We start from the raw sequence: 16,531 nt of genomic DNA on the forward strand, positions 1-16,531 counted from the left end.
AACAATAGCCTATTATGGAAGAAAAAATCATCGATCTCAAGCACGTCAATATATATCAAAGCGCTACACTTATTTTATCAGATGTAAATCTTACCGTTACCAAAGGGGAATTTGTTTACCTCGTTGGTAAAACCGGTACAGGTAAGTCGAGCTTGTTGAAAACCTTGTACGGTGATATACCTCTAAAAGAAGGCGAAGGATCGGTGGTGGGGTTTAACTTAAGAGATATGGACTGGAAAAAAGTACCTTTCTTAAGAAGAAACTTGGGAGTGGTGTTTCAAGATTTTCAATTGCTGACCGATCGTAATGTGAATGAAAACCTTCGATTCGTATTGAAAGCCACCGGTTGGAAAGATGAAAAGTTGATTGCTGAAAAAATTGCCGATGTGTTAGATAAAGTGGGTTTGAAATCAAAAGGTTTCAAAATGCCTTTTGAGTTGAGTGGGGGAGAACAACAACGTATCGACATTGCCCGAGCACTCTTAAATTCTCCTCGTTTAATATTGGCAGATGAGCCTACAGGTAACCTCGATCCGGAAACATCCGATGAAATCATGAACCTCCTGTTTCATATCTGTAAAGATTACGGCACTACCATTATCATGGCTACTCACGATTACATGGTGATCAATAAATACCCAGCTAGAATGCTGAGAACGGAAAAGGGGAAGGTATTGGACAATGCTTCTATAACCACCTAATCACTTGCTGAGCCAACTGTTTGGGGTTAAATTCTGCCTCCAATAAATGTTGACGAAGCTTTATTTCTTCTTCCTCAAATGGTTGATAGTAAAGCTGCATAACCAAACTCTTCATAGCTGCTGCATTGGATCCCAAATGACATGCCGATTCCAATCCGCTGCCTTCAACACCGGCTGCATTGGTGATACAATGGCGCGACTGGGACAGCGTATTGATCAACTTTAACTTGATTCCCGTTTTATTGAAACTTGGAATGATGCATAGCTGTGCTTTCTGTATCAAATCTTGCATTTCAGTTTCACCCGGATTTGATACCAAGCATGTATGAGTTTGCTTATGTGCTAAACTTTCTAAAGAAGAGGGTGGATTCTTTCCTGCTACCACAAACGGAATTTTGATATCATTGAATACTTCCTTCAACAACCATTCTGCAGCTTTCTCATTTTCCGCAACACCTAAATTCCCATGGTATAAACAGTAAGAACCAATGCCTGTTTGGCTGTTTACTTTATTGAAAGGACTAAAAACTGGCACATAGTGAATGTTTTTGGCTCCTAGTTTTGTTCGATACGTTGCAGCGTCTGTTTTGGATAAAGCAAGAATGGTAGCCATTTTTGCCAATTTTTGCTCGTACTTAAGCAACAGCCTTTTTTCGAATTGGTAGTAGATTTTTTTAAGCAAATGGCTGCTTGATTTGTAGAGGCTATCATAATATTCATGTTCGAAATTGTGCAACCTAACTACAATTTTTCTTCCCTCAAATCGAGGATCAAATACAGGATACGAACAATGTATGCCTTCAATTAAGATTGGAAAATCGTCTTGAAGTAGCCGCGTGTTCAGGCTTTCATTAATTCTGGATGCAACAATATAAGGCCATTGAAACGATATGCCTTTATGACCTGTGCCTCTTGAATAGTAATGAACAGAACTGCAATATTTCTCTAATTCAGGTTGTTCAATTCTTCCTTTAGTAAAGCAATGCAAATGAATTTTCACTCCCATTTCATGCAGTGCTTTGATTTTATAAAACACGTCAATCACCCCGCCATAATCTGCAGGATAGGGAACGTCGAAGCTAATGATGTGAATTTCTTTACTCAAGGTTTATAGGGTTTGATAGAACTGAACTAATCTTTTCTCTTCTTCTTGCCAATTATACTGCTGCTTTGCTTCAATTGTGGCGCTTTTCAATGAACGGTACAATTCTGTATTCTGAATCAGTTCATTCAAAGCTGCTGCAATTGATTCTTTATCAGGATTTCCAATAAGAACAGCAATATTACTAGAATTGTTTATTTCACGATAAACTGGATAGTCAACACATAGCTGCGGAATCTCCGCATGGATGTAATCAAAAAAGCGGTTCGCCAAGCTCCAATAGTTACTTTTCGAGTCTTTATCGAATAAGGTTATGCCTGCATAGGCAGTGGGAGTGATGATACGTAATTCTTCCGGTAAGCGTTTCCCTTTAAAAATCACTTTATGCTCTAAACCTTCTTTTATTACCAGCGCCTTTGCTTGTTCTAAATAATTGCCATCGCCGTAAATATGTAAAGGCATGTTCACTTCTTTCATTGCAGGAATCAAGGTTTCAAAACATCGTCCTTCATTCACGGCTCCCTGATATAGCAGGAAAGGCTCTGGGGAAGGGGAGGGCATTTGATCTTCTTTCAAAACCGGCAGATTACGAATGACCTCATAATTAGATCCATACATTTCATGAAAAGAGCGAGCGATGTATTGATTGACCGTGTAGCCTTTTTTAAATTTTGGAACACTGAATCGTTCAATTCGTTTCCATATCGCATAAATGGAAGGTCTACTCACCACCTCTTTCATTTCGCAAAATAGTTCGTGCGCATCGTACACCCGCTTGGTGCCTTTGAGGGCTGAAGCAACATAACAAGGCAAGATCGTATCTAAATCAATCGCACCAATAATATCAACCTTGGTAAAAAGAAGTACAAAAAACAGTTTAAGGTTGAATTCGAAATATGCCCACTTCCCGGTTCTGATGCGGCAGGTTATTCTTTTTTGCCGGAAGGGTTGAGGCAAGAGGGCAGGAGAGTTGGCAAAAGAACGGCCAATCAGGAGCACTTCAAAGCCTGCTTTTTGCAAAGTTCCGGCAATCCGGATCATGCGTTGGTCGAAATTGCAATCATTGGTAACCGTAAATACAATTCTTGTACTCATTTAGTTAATGATTGTAAATTTCTGAATTTCATTGAATTAGGTCGAAATGTGGAAAAAAACTGAGCGTTGCCTCAAATTCTAAATACTTGAACTTCAATTGCAAAGCGCTCTAAAGTCGAAAAAAAATCGCAATTTTCAATATAAAATCTAAAAAAAAGCCTAGTTTTGCCGCCGATTTAAGAAGAATAAAAATTTGGATGTTTTTTAAAAAAAATTGAGATGTCTTATTTAACTAAAGAGAAAGTATCTGAGATTTTCGCTAACTATGGTGGTAAAGCTACCAACACAGGCTCTATTGAGGGTCAGATTGCTTTGTTAACAGAGCGTATTAACGGAATTTCTGCTCACTTGCAGCAGAACAAGAAAGACTTCGGTACTCACCGTGGTTTGATGAAATTGGTAGGTCAGCGCAAACGCTTATTGACTTACTTGAGCAAGCACAACCTTCAAGGTTACCGTGCTTTGATTGAAAAATTAGGTCTAAGAAAATAATGTATATTCAAAATATCCAAACGCTTTTCCCAACTATATTTTAGTTGGGAATTGTCGTTTAATATTATCCCTGATTTTTCCCTTAAAAATTCAATTATTAACCCGGGTACGGGTATCTCTTCCTACCTTTTTAGAGTTATTCTAACCCAAACAATTCAAGCTTATGTTAACACAACCCAAAAGTGTAACGTTCGATATTGGTGGCGGTCGTGAGATCACCATTGAAACGGGCAAACTAGCCCGTCAGGCACACGGTGCCGTTACTGTTCGCCAAGGCAACAGCGTAATGTTGGCTACTGTAGTAGCTAACAAAGAACCTAAAGAAGGTCAAGATTTCTTCCCTTTGTCTGTTGACTACATGGAGAAGTTTGCTTCTGCAGGTCGTATCCCCGGATCGTTTTTCAAACGTGAAGGAAAACTGAGCGATTATGAAGTATTGGTAAGCCGCTTGGTTGACCGCGCTTTGCGCCCTTTATTCCCTGAAGATTATTTCTGCGATGTACAAGTGATCATCACCCTCATTTCTTCTGATAAAGAAGTTATGCCTGATGCGTTGGCATGTTTGGCAGCTTCTGCTGCACTCGCAGTGTCTGATATTCCCATTAAAGAAATCATCTCCGAAGTACGTGTAGCACGTATTGAAGGAAACTATGTTGTAAACCCAAGCCGCTCTGAATTGGCAAAGGCTGACATGGACTTCATCATCGGAGCTACTGAAAAGAACTTGATGATGGTGGAAGGTGAGTCGAAAGAAGCTTCTGAAGAAGATTTGATCAAAGCCCTCGAAGTAGCTCACGACGCTATTCGCATTCAAATTAAAGCGCAGGAAGAATTGCGTTCATTGGTAGGTATTTCCGCTAAGCGTGACTATACCAAACCAGTAACAAATGCTGAACTTCAAGAAAAAGTATATGCATTTGCAAAAGAGAAAGTAATGCAAATTGCTCGCGCAGCTTCTTCTAAAAATGAACGCAGCGATGCTTTCGATCAATTAAAGGTTGAATTGATTGCTAGCCTCGGCGAAGATGCTGACGATACAACAAAGAAATTAGCTAAGAAGTACTACGAAGACCTGAAATGGGAAGAAGTTCGTAACATGATCCTCGACGATCGTACGCGTTTGGATGGTCGTAAGTTAGATCAGGTTCGTCCTTTAGCAATGGAAGTTGACATCCTTCCTTCTCCACACGGAGCTGCATTGTTTACCCGCGGTGAAACCCAATCATTGACTACCGTTACACTCGGTACTCCGCTCGATGAATTGCTTATTGAAAGCGCAGCTCAGTCAGATTATTCTAAATTCATTTTACACTATAACTTCCCTGCCTTCTCTACCGGCGAAATTAAGCCGAACAGAGGACCCGGTAGAAGAGAAGTTGGTCACGGTAACTTGGCGATGCGCTCTTTGAAGCAGATGATGCCGGGTAACGAATATCCTTACACCGTTCGTGTTGTGAGTGATATTCTTGAATCTAACGGTTCCTCTTCAATGGCAACCGTATGTGCCGGTTCATTGGCGCTTATGGATGCTGGTGTGCCCATTCCAAAGCACGTTAGTGGTGTAGCAATGGGATTGATTACTCGTAGCAGCGACAACAAATACGCCATCTTAACTGATATCTTGGGTGATGAAGATCATTTGGGAGATATGGACTTCAAAGTTACCGGCACTCGTGAAGGTATCTGCGGTGTTCAAATGGACATCAAAATCGACGGATTGAGTATGGATACCATGCGCGAAGCACTTGCTCAAGCTCGTGTGGGTCGTTTGCACATCCTTGATGCGATGTACAATACCATTGGCGCAGCTCGCGAAGAAGTGAAAGCTCATGCGCCAAGAATGATCAAACTCTTCATCGACAAAGAATTCATTGGTGCTGTAATCGGACCACAAGGAAAGATCATTCAAGAAATTCAACGCGAAACCGGAACTACTATCAATATTGAAGAAGTAGGTAATCAAGGTGAAGTAAGCGTATTCTCTCCTGCGAAAGAAGGATTGGATAAAGCGGTTTCATGGATCAAAGGCATTGTAGCTGTTCCTGAAGTAGGTTCTGTTTACGAAGCGAAAGTGAAAGGAATCAAAGAATTCGGTGCCTTCGTAGAATTCCTTCCTGGTAAACAAGGTTTGTTGCACATTAGTGAAATTAGCTGGAAGCGCCTTGAATCAATGGAAGGTGTGTTGAAGGAAGGTGATGTGGTAAAAGTAAAATTGATTGGATTGGATCATAAAACAGGTAAATTTAAGCTCAGCCGCAAAGTGTTGATGCCAAAGCCTGAAGGTCAACCGGCTCGTCCTCCAAGAGAGTCAGAAGGACCGGCCAATGATCAAGCCTAATTCCAATCGGATACATATTTCAAAGGCTGCCAGTTCTATGGCAGCCTTTTTATTTAACAACCGTTTTGGTGATCCACTTAAAATCAACGAATTTCATTTTAGTAGATTATAGACAATTAAGAAGCAACAATGGAAGCACATATCAGAATTCATTTTGAAGCAGTGAGGGCAGAACAAAAAGACATTCTTGTGGCCCGGATGGATCTATTAGGTTTTGAAGGATTTGAAGAAGGGCATAATTATCTGAATGCCTACATACGGGAGTCCGGTTTCCAAGAAGAAGAATTGAAAGAATTGTCGACAGATATGAGTCTCAATTATTCGGTGGAGGTTTTACCACCCCAAAACTGGAATCAATCTTGGGAGTCGCAATTTCACCCTGTTGTAGTGGATCAATTTTGTGCCATTCGGGCAAGCTTTCATGAGCCGATCCCAGACTTAACATATGAAATTGTTATTACACCCAAAATGAGTTTTGGTACCGGCCATCACGCTACCACTTATATGATGATCCAGTGGATGTCGGAACTACAGGCATCCGGGAAAACAGTTTTGGATTTTGGAACCGGCACGGGTGTGTTGGCTATTTTGGCATCGCTGCAAGGCGCAAAAGAAATTAAGGCAATTGATAACGACGAATGGAGTATCCTGAACGCAGCCGAAAACTTTGAACTTAACAACATTCAAGGGATTGACTTGGAAAGAAAAGACAGTGTAGCATTTGCGGAACCCTTCGATATGATCTTGGCAAACATTAATAAAAACGTCTTACTTGCCTCTATGGAATCCCTTAAGCAACATTTAAAGCAAGACGGCGTTCTAATCATGAGCGGATTGTTGAAAGGCGATAGAGAGGCTATAGAAGAAAAGGCCATGCATAGCGGTTTGGTAATCAGAGGATTAAAGGAAAGAGAAGGGTGGATATCAATCGTTTGTGTGAATCCTAAGGGCTAACAATTAACTGCTCTTTTTTCCGCAAATTTTCATTAAATTTGTAATTACCACTACAACCAATTTAAACGTGAAAGAAGTTCTACTGATCGTAGCCGCTTACTTGATCGGCTCTGTGCCCACAGCAGTTTGGGTTAGCAAACTGGTTTTCGGGATTGATATCCGCGAATATGGCAGTGGAAATGCCGGTGCCACCAATTCATTTCGTGTAATGGGCTCTCGTTGGGGCACATTCGTGATGATTATTGATATGCTCAAAGGCCTCGTCGCAGTTAAATTAGCTTATCTCGTTCCTTTTTATGTTGACAATGAAACGGCCAGAACCGGGTTTCAAATTGGTTTGGGATTGGCCGCTGTGGTAGGTCATATCTTTCCAATATGGGCCGACTTTAGAGGCGGCAAAGGAGTAGCTACACTTTTTGGGTTGGTATTGGGTATTTCTCCTTGGTCGGCCATGTGCAGTGTAGGAGTCTTTCTATTGGTGTTGTATTTAACTCGTTTCGTTTCACTCAGTTCAATTTTAGCAAGCATCGCTTTCCCAATATTTATTGTAGTAGTCTTCAACTTCGACAATCATGCTTACCGCGTTTTTGCAATCGCAGTTGCCTTGCTAGTGATTCTCACCCATCAGAAAAATATTGGCCGCCTTTTGAAAGGATGTGAAAGTAAAGTTCCCATTCTCAAATACCGCGATCGCCGCAAAGAACGCCGCAAGGTCTAATACCGAAAGTTCCCCCTCAAATAATTGGTTAAAAGTTCCTTATAGTCAGTATTTTTGCACCATTGAAATACACTGGTACAAGAATTGAATTAACTATTTCAAAAGTTGACTATGAGAAATCGGATCATCGCCTTCGCCTTTATCATCCTAGCCGCAGCTTGTTCTCGAAATGCCATTACCGGCAGAAAGCAAATGGCTTTTTTCAATGAAGCCGATATTCAAAGCATGGCTTCGGATCAATACAAACAGTTTCTAACTACCAATAAAGTAATTGCAACTACTACCAGCAAAGATGCAGAAATGGTGCGCCGAGTTGGAAGTAAAATTGCAACTGCCATTACAAAATACTATACAGATCAAGGTCTTGGAAAAGAACTAGAAGGGTATAAATGGGAATACAACCTGGTTGACTCTAAAGAGGTAAATGCATGGTGTATGCCTGGCGGAAAAATTGTAGTGTATTCAGGATTATTACCCATCACTCAAAATGAAGCCGCGTTGGCCGCAGTAATGGGGCACGAAATTGCGCATGCTTTAGCCAAACACGGAAATGAACGTATGAGTCAAGCTACCGTTCAGCAAGCCGGAGGAATTGCAGTTCAAGTAGCCGTTGCCAATAAGACCCCTGAAGCTCAGAACCTTTTCTTAAACGCTTTTGGAGTAGGCTCAACTCTATTGGGAACCCTACCATTCTCTAGAAAGCATGAATTAGAGGCCGATCGATTAGGGCTAATGTATGCTGCAATGGCCGGTTATAACCCTCAGGAAGCCATCGCTTTATGGGAAAGAATGGAGAAAGCCAGTGCCGGCCAAAAGCCGCCAGAGTTTCTAAGCACGCACCCCTCTGAAGGAACTAGAATAGAACAATTGAAGAAATACATGCCGGAAGCCTTAAAGTATTACAATTCCGCAAATTCGTCTAAGAAGTAAGAACGATTTCTAATTTTAATAAAAATAGCAGCTTCTCTCTCGTTGATTTTCAGAATATTTTAACGAATAGTAGGTAAAGCCGGAGCTTTTTTGTATTTTTGTCGCCCGTTAAGTATTAACCTAAGGCATTCAACAAAAATTGCTCGCATGTCTCAAAATCTTCTCGAAAAGTTGGAGTTGCGTGATGAGAAAAATGTCCTAATTCAGGGACTTCCTTCCTCCATCGAAAAGCAGTTTGCTAAAATTTCATTTTCAAAGAATGTAACCCCTTTACTCAAGTCTCGTAAAATTGATTTCGCGTTAGTGTTCGCACTGAACGGAACTCAATTGAAAGGAATTATGAGAGATGTGTTACCTGCTTTGCACCAGCAAGCTCGTTTTTGGATCGCTATTCCCAAGTCTAGCTCTAAAATTGTAACCGATTTGCACAAAGAATGTAGCTTTAGTTGCGTTTGCGACGCCGGTTTCGAGGGTGGTGAAGAATTGAATTTGGATCATGTGTGGACAGCCATTCGATACACAAAGAAACAAGCATTAAAGGCTCAACCAAAAGCCAAAGCTGCTGTTGAAATGGCATAACGATTCGCCAAACTGATTTGAAGGCTGTCTGTTTCAGACAGCCTTTTTAATTTTCCCTACTGATGTTCGACCCCTACAGGGTCGTCTGTATTTCCTCGCTTCCTCGTTTCCTCGTTCCTCGTTTCCTCGTTCCTCGCTTCCTCGTTCCTCGCCTCCTCTCTTCTTCGTCTCCTTTTTTCTCCCTAACTTGCCCCTCCCAAATCACCCCACCATGTCTTTTCTCAACGTTGAAATCAAAGCCCGTACAAAAAACTCAGATGCTATCCGTGAATACTTGCTTAACAATGGTGCCGTTAGTAAAGGAACTGATCATCAAACGGATACCTATTTTAATGTTCCAAACGGAAGGTTGAAACTACGGGAAGGGAATATTGAAAACAATCTGATCTTTTATAATCGCTCTAATCAAGCCGGCCCTAAATCATCCCATTTCAATTTGTCGCCCGTTGCCGACCCCGCTTCCTTAAAAGCCGTTCTATCAGCCAGTTTAGGAGTGAAAGTAGCTGTAGTAAAAAAAAGGGAAATCTATTTTATCGAGAATGTAAAGTTTCATATAGATACAGTAAATGAACTTGGAAACTTTGTTGAAATAGAAGCGAGCAACTTATATGCTCCTAAAACTCAAGAAGAATTATTGACTCAATGCGAATTTTACATGAAAGCATTCGATATTGTAGAAACCGATTTGATCGCAATTTCTTATAGCGATATGTTGCTTAACGGATGATAACTGAGCCTACTGTTTTAGTGAGCTCCGTCTCCATGTCTTTCAAATGCTTATGTGTCTCTAATAATATTTTGAGCTCCTCCATAGTGTGAGGTTTCTCTAGATCGCGTTGATTCTCTTCTATCATTTTTCGAATTTTACGCAGCTTCAAGTAGAGTAGGGTAGAGAGGGTTTCTTCTTTGTACAGCGCGTCTTTCTCGGGAATCTTGCCATCGAAATGAGAAGCCCAGTTAGGACTTAACTCATACTTCATGTCTAATATTTTCAGAATCGCTTCTGAGAGCATTCTGTTTTCGGCGTATAGGAATGATTTTGAATTGGGCTCCAAGCCTTGCTCATGCCATTCTTTGTATTGTAAAAACAATTGTACCAGTTCTTGATTTTCAAACAAACCGGTATCGTCAATTTCATAAAAAATATAATCCGCTACTTTTTGTTCTTCATCCCATTCTTTTTGGCCATATTCTATTAAACACTTGATCAAACCTCTTTCTTGTAGCTCATCCTTATTTAATAGTGTAGCGGCCTCAAAATCATCAACAGGTTGCTCAAAGCCGGATGGCTCTGAATATTCATTCGAACTTGCTGCTTGTTGCTTTTGTTCTTCTTTGGTTACTTTCTCTCGAATAAATTTGTTGACCAAGTTCACCAGTCCACTTTCTTCAATTCGAAGTAGTTCGGCGCACTGTTTAATATAATCTTGTTGACGAGTAAAGTCTTCAACTTTATTGATTTTGGCAATGGTTTCAGCCATTTCATTTACGAGGGCCGCTTTTTTTGAAGAATCAGTGCCAACTTCTTTTAAGGATATTTCTAATTGAAATAGAATGATATCTTTCTTGTTCTCTTTTACAAACTCTTTGAACTGATCTGCACCTACTTTATTGACATAGCTATCCGGATCCTCATTATCCGGTATCAATACCAATTTCACTTGCAGCCCCTCTTCCAATGCCATATCCAATCCGCGTTTCGCAGCTTTGATACCTGCATTGTCTCCATCGTATACAATGGTTAAGTTATTCGTATACTTTTTAATAATCCGCAATTGATCGATGGTAAGCGAAGTACCTCCCGATGCCACTACGTTTTCAATTCCAGCCTGATGCAGTGATATAACATCAGTATAACCTTCTACCAGCAAACACTCATCATTTCGATCGATCGCTTGGCGCGCAAAGTAAGAACCGTAAAGAATCTTACTCTTGATATAAATTTCGTTTTCCGGAGTATTGATATATTTTGGAGCCTTATCTGCTTTGCCAATAACACGTGCACCAAAACCGATGATTTTTCCGGTATTGTTGTGAATGGGGAAGATGATACGACCTCGGTAGTTGTCATAAAAATTGCCATCTCTTTCTACTACCAAACCACTTTTTACTAAATACTCGGTACTGTATTGAGCTTTAATTGCAGTTTGTGCAAAGGCGTCGCGTTGAGGCAAGCAATAGCCCAATTGAAACTTCTCGATGGTAGGATTCGTAAAACCACGCTCTTTCAAATAACTCATCGCATTCGCTTGCCCATCTTCTGAATGCCACAATTGTTCTTTAAAATAGTTCCCGGCAAAACCATTCAAGATGTACAAGCTATCGGCCAATTGTTGCTGAAGTTTTACCTCAGGGCTAACTGCTGTTTCTTCGATCTCTACATTGTACTTATTGGCCAACCATTTCAGCGCTTCAACATAGGAGTATTTCTCATGCTCCATCAGAAAACCGATGGTATTCCCACTTCTTCCACAACCAAAACATTTGTAAATTTCTTTGGCCGGAGAAACCGTAAAGGAAGGCGTCTTTTCTCCGTGAAATGGACACAAGCCGAGGTAATTGGCACCGCGCTTTTTAAGTTTAATGAACTCGCCGATGATCTCAATTATATCGATCCTGCTTTGAATTTGCTGTATGGTTTGCTGACTGATCACGTAAAAAAAGTGGAGGGTAAAGATAGTTTCATTCAAGGGGTTTTAAAAATTAAATAGAGGAAGCCTGACTCTTGATTTTAGTCAATTTACATTCAATCCTTTTGTATAGATAATATACTGGTATTCAATTGTATAGGCGTATATGTGGATATCTCTTGTTTTTATCTGACTTGACTGGCACAGTTTTGGGAATTTATTGGCAAACAATTCATTTACTATGAAATTCAAAGCATGGCTTTCGGTTAGTCTACTTGCTATTACAGCAATGGTAGTGGCAGTAGCGTGTCAAAAATCTGCAGGAGAAAGTATTCCGGCAGGTCAAGCAAAATTATCTGTGTACCTGTTGGATGGCCCAACAGATTATAACAATGTGTTTATCGACATTCAGGGTCTTTTGGTTAAAGTAGATACCTGCGAACGTATCGGTGACAGCAGCCGTCATCATGACGATGATGATTACAATGATCGTTGTGAAAAAGAGTGCGAATTATGGGATACATTGAGCATCCGCCCGGGTGTTTACGATATCTTGAAATTCCAGAACGGGTTAGATACCCTGTTGGCTTCAGGTTATATTCCTAATGGTAAAATTGAAAGAATCAAGTTTGTATTAGGAACCAATAACAGTGTAGTAGTTGATTCTGTTAGCTATCCGCTGATTTTGAAAGATAACAAGAGCTATGTTTATGTTGATATCAAACATTCTGATATTGACTCTTTGACCAATTCTAGTTGGCAGTTCTTCTTAGACTTTAACTTGGGTAAATCCATTACTTATAAAAATAACAAGTACTATCTAAGACCTTACTTGAAATTCTTTGGAGCAAAAGCTACCGGAGAAATTGAAGGAAAGGTTAGACCGGTAGGCTCTCACGGAGTTGTGAAAGCATACAATTCTACCGATACTGCATTTGCTTTCCCTAGATGGAACGAAGGTGAATTCAAAATCCGTGGTTTAAAACCGGGTACTTATAGTGTATTTGTTGAAGGTAAAAATGGATACAAAGACACTACTATTGTAAATGTAGAAGTGAAGAGAGGAAGAGAAACAGAGTTAGGCACTATTACATTGCGCAAATAATCAATCCCTGATTATACAAAAAATCCCGTCTAGTTAAAACTTGACGGGATTTTTTCATTTATTGATCCTTGCTTTTAGTTAGTCGTACTTCGCGCAATTTTTAATTTCCCATTCTGAATAGGAAAGTCCTAAACGTTTCAATTCATCGTCGGGAACTCCATTCCATTTATTAGGTGAATTTCCTGCATACCCCAAATCTTTGACTCCAATTTCGCTGGTATAAAAACCGGTAGCAGTGAGATTGCGCATTAAGTTGAAGAAAGCTACTCCTTGAGCGTTTTCGGGTTTTGCTTTTTTGGGCCATGCAATGTCATCAACTATTTCCATCTGCTGTTTTTGATCACAATCTTTAAAAGGCTTATCGAATCGTTGCAGGCACTGCATGTCTAGCCAACGCAAACCACCTCTCATCGGAGTTTGATGATCGGGCATGTCAATTACGATAAAGTCGATAAATGCAGGAACGCCGGCATCAGTGGCGCTTCCGCTAACATCGTCTTTAGGGATGATAATATCTGCTAAAATAGCGATGGTTGCCATTTCATGTTCAGTGAAGAACTTTTGGCTCATCAACTTCGTATCACGTTCAATTTCTTCTTTTGCTCTATCGATAGTGAATTTCGACGCGTCGGCTGAACCGGTTTCTTTTTTGGTTTCATCCTTTTTATCGCTCAGTTTGCAGCTCTCTGCCACAACACCGGCAGCTAAAGTACCAACGGCAATGGCTTTGAGTGATTTCCTTCTATCCATGTTAGTAGTATTAAACTTGAATAAATGTTGTTGATTAGAGATTCTTCTTTTTCATTTCGTCAATAATGTACTCAGAAGCTCTCAATGAAAGGGCCAAGATTGTCCAGGTAATGTTCTTATCGGCTTGGCTCACAAAGGCGGCACCATCAACCACGAAAAGGTTTTTACAATCGTGTGCTTGGTTCCATTTGTTTAAGGCCGATTTTTTTGGATCGTTACCCATACGAGCAGTACCTGCTTCGTGAATGATCTTACCCGGAGATTCAAGGCCATAGTTGTTTTCAGGACCATCATCGCCCCCCCAAGTAATGATTGCACCCATTTCATGCATAATTTCCTTGAAGGTTTCTTTCATGTGTTTGGCTTGTTTTATTTCATGTTCACTCCATTTCACATCAAAGTTCAGAACCGGAATGCCGTATTTGTCAACAACATTCGGATCGATGGTACAACGGTTATCGTACACAGGAATGGCTTCACCTCTTCCTCCCATACCAACGCTGGCACCGTAGAAATAGCGATAGTCTTCTTTTAAAGAAGCACCGTATCCACCGGCTTCTTTTTGTTTTCCGTGTACCACATGTTTTCCGTTCATGCTTTCGATTCCGAAACCGAATCCGTAAGCCGGCTGACCCATACCACCCCAATACTCGATATGGTATCCACGTGGGAAATCTAATTTCTTATTATCTAACCACCACGGTGAATAAACGTGCATTCCACCAACGCCATCTTCATTGTATCGTTTTCTGTCGAACAATTGGGGTAAATAACCACCCAAAGCGGCACCCGTACTATCGTGTAAATAACGACCTACTACATCACTGCTGTTGGCTAGTCCATTGGCATGACGTTTCGATTTCGAGTTCAACAACAAACGTGTTGATTCGCAAGAACTGGCAGCGAGAATTACTACTCGGCCGGTAACTTGGTACTCTTGCATATCATCTTTGTTGATGTAGGCAACGCCGGTTGATATCCCCTCTGCATTCGTCAATACTTCACGCGCCATTGCATTCGGGTAAACATCAACGTTACCGGTTGCGATAGCAGGTTTAATTAAAACGGAAGAAGAGGAGAAGTCAGCGTAAGCAACACTACAAGCACGGTTACACTGTCCACAGAACATACATTCACCACGATCTTTATTATCAGGCAATGCTTTTGTAAGGATCGACAAACGTGAAGGGATCACTTTTACGCCCGCATGGGTAGCTGCTTTTTGAATGAACAACTCGTGAGCACGCGGTTTGGGAGGAGGAAGAAAGATTCCATCGGGATCATTTTCCAATCCTTCATTACTACCGAACACTCCAAGCATTCTATCGATGCGGTCGTAATAAGGTTTTATATCATCGTATGAAATAGGCCAATCATCGCCCAATCCATCGATACTTTTTCTTTTGAAATCTTTGGGACCAAATCGAAGTGAAATACGTCCCCAGTGATTGGTACGTCCGCCCAACATACGAGCGCGCCACCAATCCCATTGTGTTCCTGATTTTTTGGTATAAGGCTCTCCATCGATATCCCAACCATGATAACAAGCATCAAAGTCTCCGAAGGGTCTAAATTTAGTACTCGCGCCTCTTCGTGGCGATTCCCAAGGATTCTTAAATTGTGTTTGATTTTTGCGCGGGTCGTACATAGGCCCCGCTTCTATCAAGGCCACTTTCAATCCGGCTTTGGCTAAAGTATAAACAGCCATACCACCGCCGGCTCCCGAACCAACTACAATAGCATCATATTGCTTCGGATTCTTTTTGATCTGAAGATCTCCCATAAAACAAAATAATTAGGTGATTGATTTCAGCCTAAATGTAGGATATAATGATGTGAATGCCATCATAATTGAGGGAATTTTGAAGGATGGTAAAGCAATTCATATTTGTGCAAATCCAAGTAAGCCCGATTTACAAGTGAATTCAAATTATTTCGGTTGAAATGATTACCTTAAAATCGAGTTTTATATTCTTTTTAAAAAAATAAAAAAGGAAGTTTCATGAAACGAATCGTAAAATGCTTCGGGGCGCTTGCTTTCTTACTTATTAGTGGCACCAAATCCTTTGCTCAAGAAGATTCCACTTATGCTCAAAAGCTGGGATATCCTAAAGATGCGAAAGTAGTAATCTTGCATGTTGATGATGTAGGAATGAGCTTCGATTCCAATGAAGGCGCAATCAACGCAATTACTCAAGGTGTAGCGAATTCTTGCAGCGTTATGATGCCTTGCTCCTGGGTGCCAGCATTTGTTCATTATCTGAAACAACATCCTCAAATAGATGCCGGACTTCATCTAACGCTTACTTCTGAATGGAAAGAATACCGATGGCCACCAGTGGCGGGCGTTAAAGCAGTACCTGGCCTCGTAGACCAAGAAGGTGCTTTATGGCCCTCCGTTGAAGAGGTAGTAAAGCATGCCAGTGCCGATGAAGTAGAAATGGAGATACGAGCACAGGTTGAGAAAGCATTAAAGATGGGATTTCTTCCCACTCACTTAGACAGTCATATGGGGACTCTCTTTGGATCTCTGCCTTTTATTCAACGTTACTTGAAAGTGGGAATGGAGTACAAAATCCCAGTAATGTTTCCGGCGGGTCATGCCAGTTTAATTCAAGTTCACAACAAACTTGATCCACAGTTGGTGCAGGGAATTAGACTCTTGGGAAAACAATTGTGGGCTTCCGGTTTGCCTGTACTTGATGATCTCTACAACGCAAGTTACGGGTGGGAACCAGATGCAATAACTGCCGCAGACACTAAAAAGCTACAGGCATTTAAAACCGCTCACTATATCGAAGCCTTGAAAGAAATAAAGCCGGGTTTAACCATGATCATCATGCATTGTACTCAGCCTTCCCCCATTTTTAAAAATATTTCGGAATCGGGACCAACACGCCAAGGCGATTTACTTGCTATGATTGACCCTGCATTAAAAAAGGCCTTGGAAGATCAAAGAATAGTATTGGTAACTTGGAGAGAATTGATGGAAAGAAGAAAGGGAAGATAAAATGCTCTTCAATTAAAAGCAAGTATGTTTGATTTTCTAATCCAACTAAAAAGCTCCTTAAATGAAAAAATCTCGCATGAATGCGAGATTTTTTCTTGTTAATCCATCAAATGAAATTTGATGAGTA

15 protein-coding genes are annotated in these 16,531 nt (G+C 40.7%); 10 read left to right on the plus strand and 5 right to left on the minus strand.

Annotated elements, in window-relative coordinates:
• Positions 1-14: 14 nt before the first annotated feature.
• Positions 15-701, plus strand: coding sequence for a cell division ATP-binding protein FtsE (locus ACQ2HE_RS13205; RefSeq protein ID WP_430896111.1), 687 nt, complete (start codon positions 15-17; stop codon positions 699-701).
• On the opposite strand, the gene ACQ2HE_RS13210 is transcribed toward ACQ2HE_RS13205, so the two are convergent.
• Both ACQ2HE_RS13210 and ACQ2HE_RS13215 read right to left on the minus strand, forming a co-directional pair.
• Entirely contained in the window at positions 688-1,806 is a 1,119-nt protein-coding gene (locus tag ACQ2HE_RS13210; RefSeq protein WP_430896109.1) for a glycosyltransferase, read from the minus strand. The two genes, ACQ2HE_RS13205 and ACQ2HE_RS13210, sit on opposite strands and share 14 nt — an antisense overlap.
• Positions 1,807-1,809: 3 nt before the next feature.
• Entirely contained in the window at positions 1,810-2,898 is a 1,089-nt protein-coding gene (locus ACQ2HE_RS13215) for a glycosyltransferase (protein ID WP_430896107.1), read from the minus strand.
• A gap of 219 nt (positions 2,899-3,117) precedes the next feature.
• On the opposite strand from ACQ2HE_RS13215, the gene rpsO reads away from it, so the two are divergent.
• The 7 genes from rpsO to ACQ2HE_RS13250 all read left to right on the plus strand — a co-directional run bounded on the left by rpsO (position 3,118) and on the right by ACQ2HE_RS13250 (position 9,636).
• Positions 3,118-3,390 carry a 30S ribosomal protein S15 gene (gene rpsO / locus ACQ2HE_RS13220; RefSeq protein ID WP_430896105.1) on the plus strand — a complete coding sequence of 91 codons (273 nt, stop codon included), beginning with the start codon at positions 3,118-3,120 and terminating at the stop codon, positions 3,388-3,390.
• Positions 3,391-3,553: 163 nt separating this feature from the next.
• Positions 3,554-5,728, plus strand: a complete 2,175-nt coding sequence (pnp, locus tag ACQ2HE_RS13225; protein WP_430896103.1) for a polyribonucleotide nucleotidyltransferase — start codon at positions 3,554-3,556, stop codon at positions 5,726-5,728.
• A 129-nt stretch (positions 5,729-5,857) separates the two neighbouring features.
• Entirely contained in the window at positions 5,858-6,682 is an 825-nt protein-coding gene (prmA, locus tag ACQ2HE_RS13230) for a 50S ribosomal protein L11 methyltransferase (RefSeq protein ID WP_430896101.1), read from the plus strand.
• 67 nt (positions 6,683-6,749) lie between these two features.
• A complete protein-coding gene (gene plsY, locus ACQ2HE_RS13235) occupies positions 6,750-7,400 on the plus strand; it encodes a glycerol-3-phosphate 1-O-acyltransferase PlsY (protein ID WP_430896099.1) in 651 nt (216 codons plus the stop codon).
• Between the two features lie 111 nt (positions 7,401-7,511).
• On the plus strand, positions 7,512-8,330 hold the full coding sequence (locus ACQ2HE_RS13240) for a M48 family metallopeptidase (RefSeq protein WP_430896097.1): 819 nt from the start codon (positions 7,512-7,514) through the stop codon (positions 8,328-8,330).
• Positions 8,331-8,477: 147 nt separating this feature from the next.
• Positions 8,478-8,909, plus strand: coding sequence for a hypothetical protein (locus tag ACQ2HE_RS13245; protein WP_430896095.1), 432 nt, complete (start codon positions 8,478-8,480; stop codon positions 8,907-8,909).
• Positions 8,910-9,120: 211 nt separating this feature from the next.
• On the plus strand, positions 9,121-9,636 hold the full coding sequence (locus tag ACQ2HE_RS13250; RefSeq protein WP_430896093.1) for a class IV adenylate cyclase: 516 nt from the start codon (positions 9,121-9,123) through the stop codon (positions 9,634-9,636).
• Here ACQ2HE_RS13250 and dnaG read toward each other — a convergent pair.
• Positions 9,626-11,599 (minus strand): DNA primase, encoded by a 1,974-nt coding sequence (gene dnaG, locus ACQ2HE_RS13255; RefSeq protein ID WP_430896091.1) that lies wholly within the window; start codon positions 11,597-11,599, stop codon positions 9,626-9,628. The two genes, ACQ2HE_RS13250 and dnaG, sit on opposite strands and share 11 nt — an antisense overlap.
• Positions 11,600-11,780: 181 nt before the next feature.
• On the opposite strand from dnaG, the gene ACQ2HE_RS13260 reads away from it, so the two are divergent.
• The gene (locus tag ACQ2HE_RS13260) at positions 11,781-12,644 is read left to right on the plus strand and encodes a DUF4382 domain-containing protein (protein ID WP_430896089.1); all 864 of its coding nucleotides are present in this window, start codon (positions 11,781-11,783) and stop codon (positions 12,642-12,644) included.
• Between the two features lie 78 nt (positions 12,645-12,722).
• Here ACQ2HE_RS13260 and ACQ2HE_RS13265 read toward each other — a convergent pair whose 3' ends face one another.
• Both ACQ2HE_RS13265 and ACQ2HE_RS13270 read right to left on the minus strand, forming a co-directional pair.
• Positions 12,723-13,394 carry a gluconate 2-dehydrogenase subunit 3 family protein gene (locus ACQ2HE_RS13265; RefSeq protein ID WP_430896087.1) on the minus strand — a complete coding sequence of 224 codons (672 nt, stop codon included), beginning with the start codon at positions 13,392-13,394 and terminating at the stop codon, positions 12,723-12,725.
• Between the two features lie 34 nt (positions 13,395-13,428).
• Positions 13,429-15,177 carry a GMC family oxidoreductase gene (locus tag ACQ2HE_RS13270; protein WP_430896085.1) on the minus strand — a complete coding sequence of 583 codons (1,749 nt, stop codon included), beginning with the start codon at positions 15,175-15,177 and terminating at the stop codon, positions 13,429-13,431.
• Positions 15,178-15,396: 219 nt separating this feature from the next.
• Here ACQ2HE_RS13270 and ACQ2HE_RS13275 point away from each other — a divergent pair, with 219 nt between their 5' ends.
• Positions 15,397-16,404, plus strand: a complete 1,008-nt coding sequence (locus ACQ2HE_RS13275) for a polysaccharide deacetylase family protein (protein ID WP_430896083.1) — start codon at positions 15,397-15,399, stop codon at positions 16,402-16,404.
• Positions 16,405-16,531 lie beyond the last annotated feature (127 nt).

Source organism: Endoryza foliicola, assembly GCF_050589245.1.
Classification (GTDB): Bacteria; Bacteroidota; Bacteroidia; order Chitinophagales; family Chitinophagaceae; genus Endoryza; species Endoryza foliicola.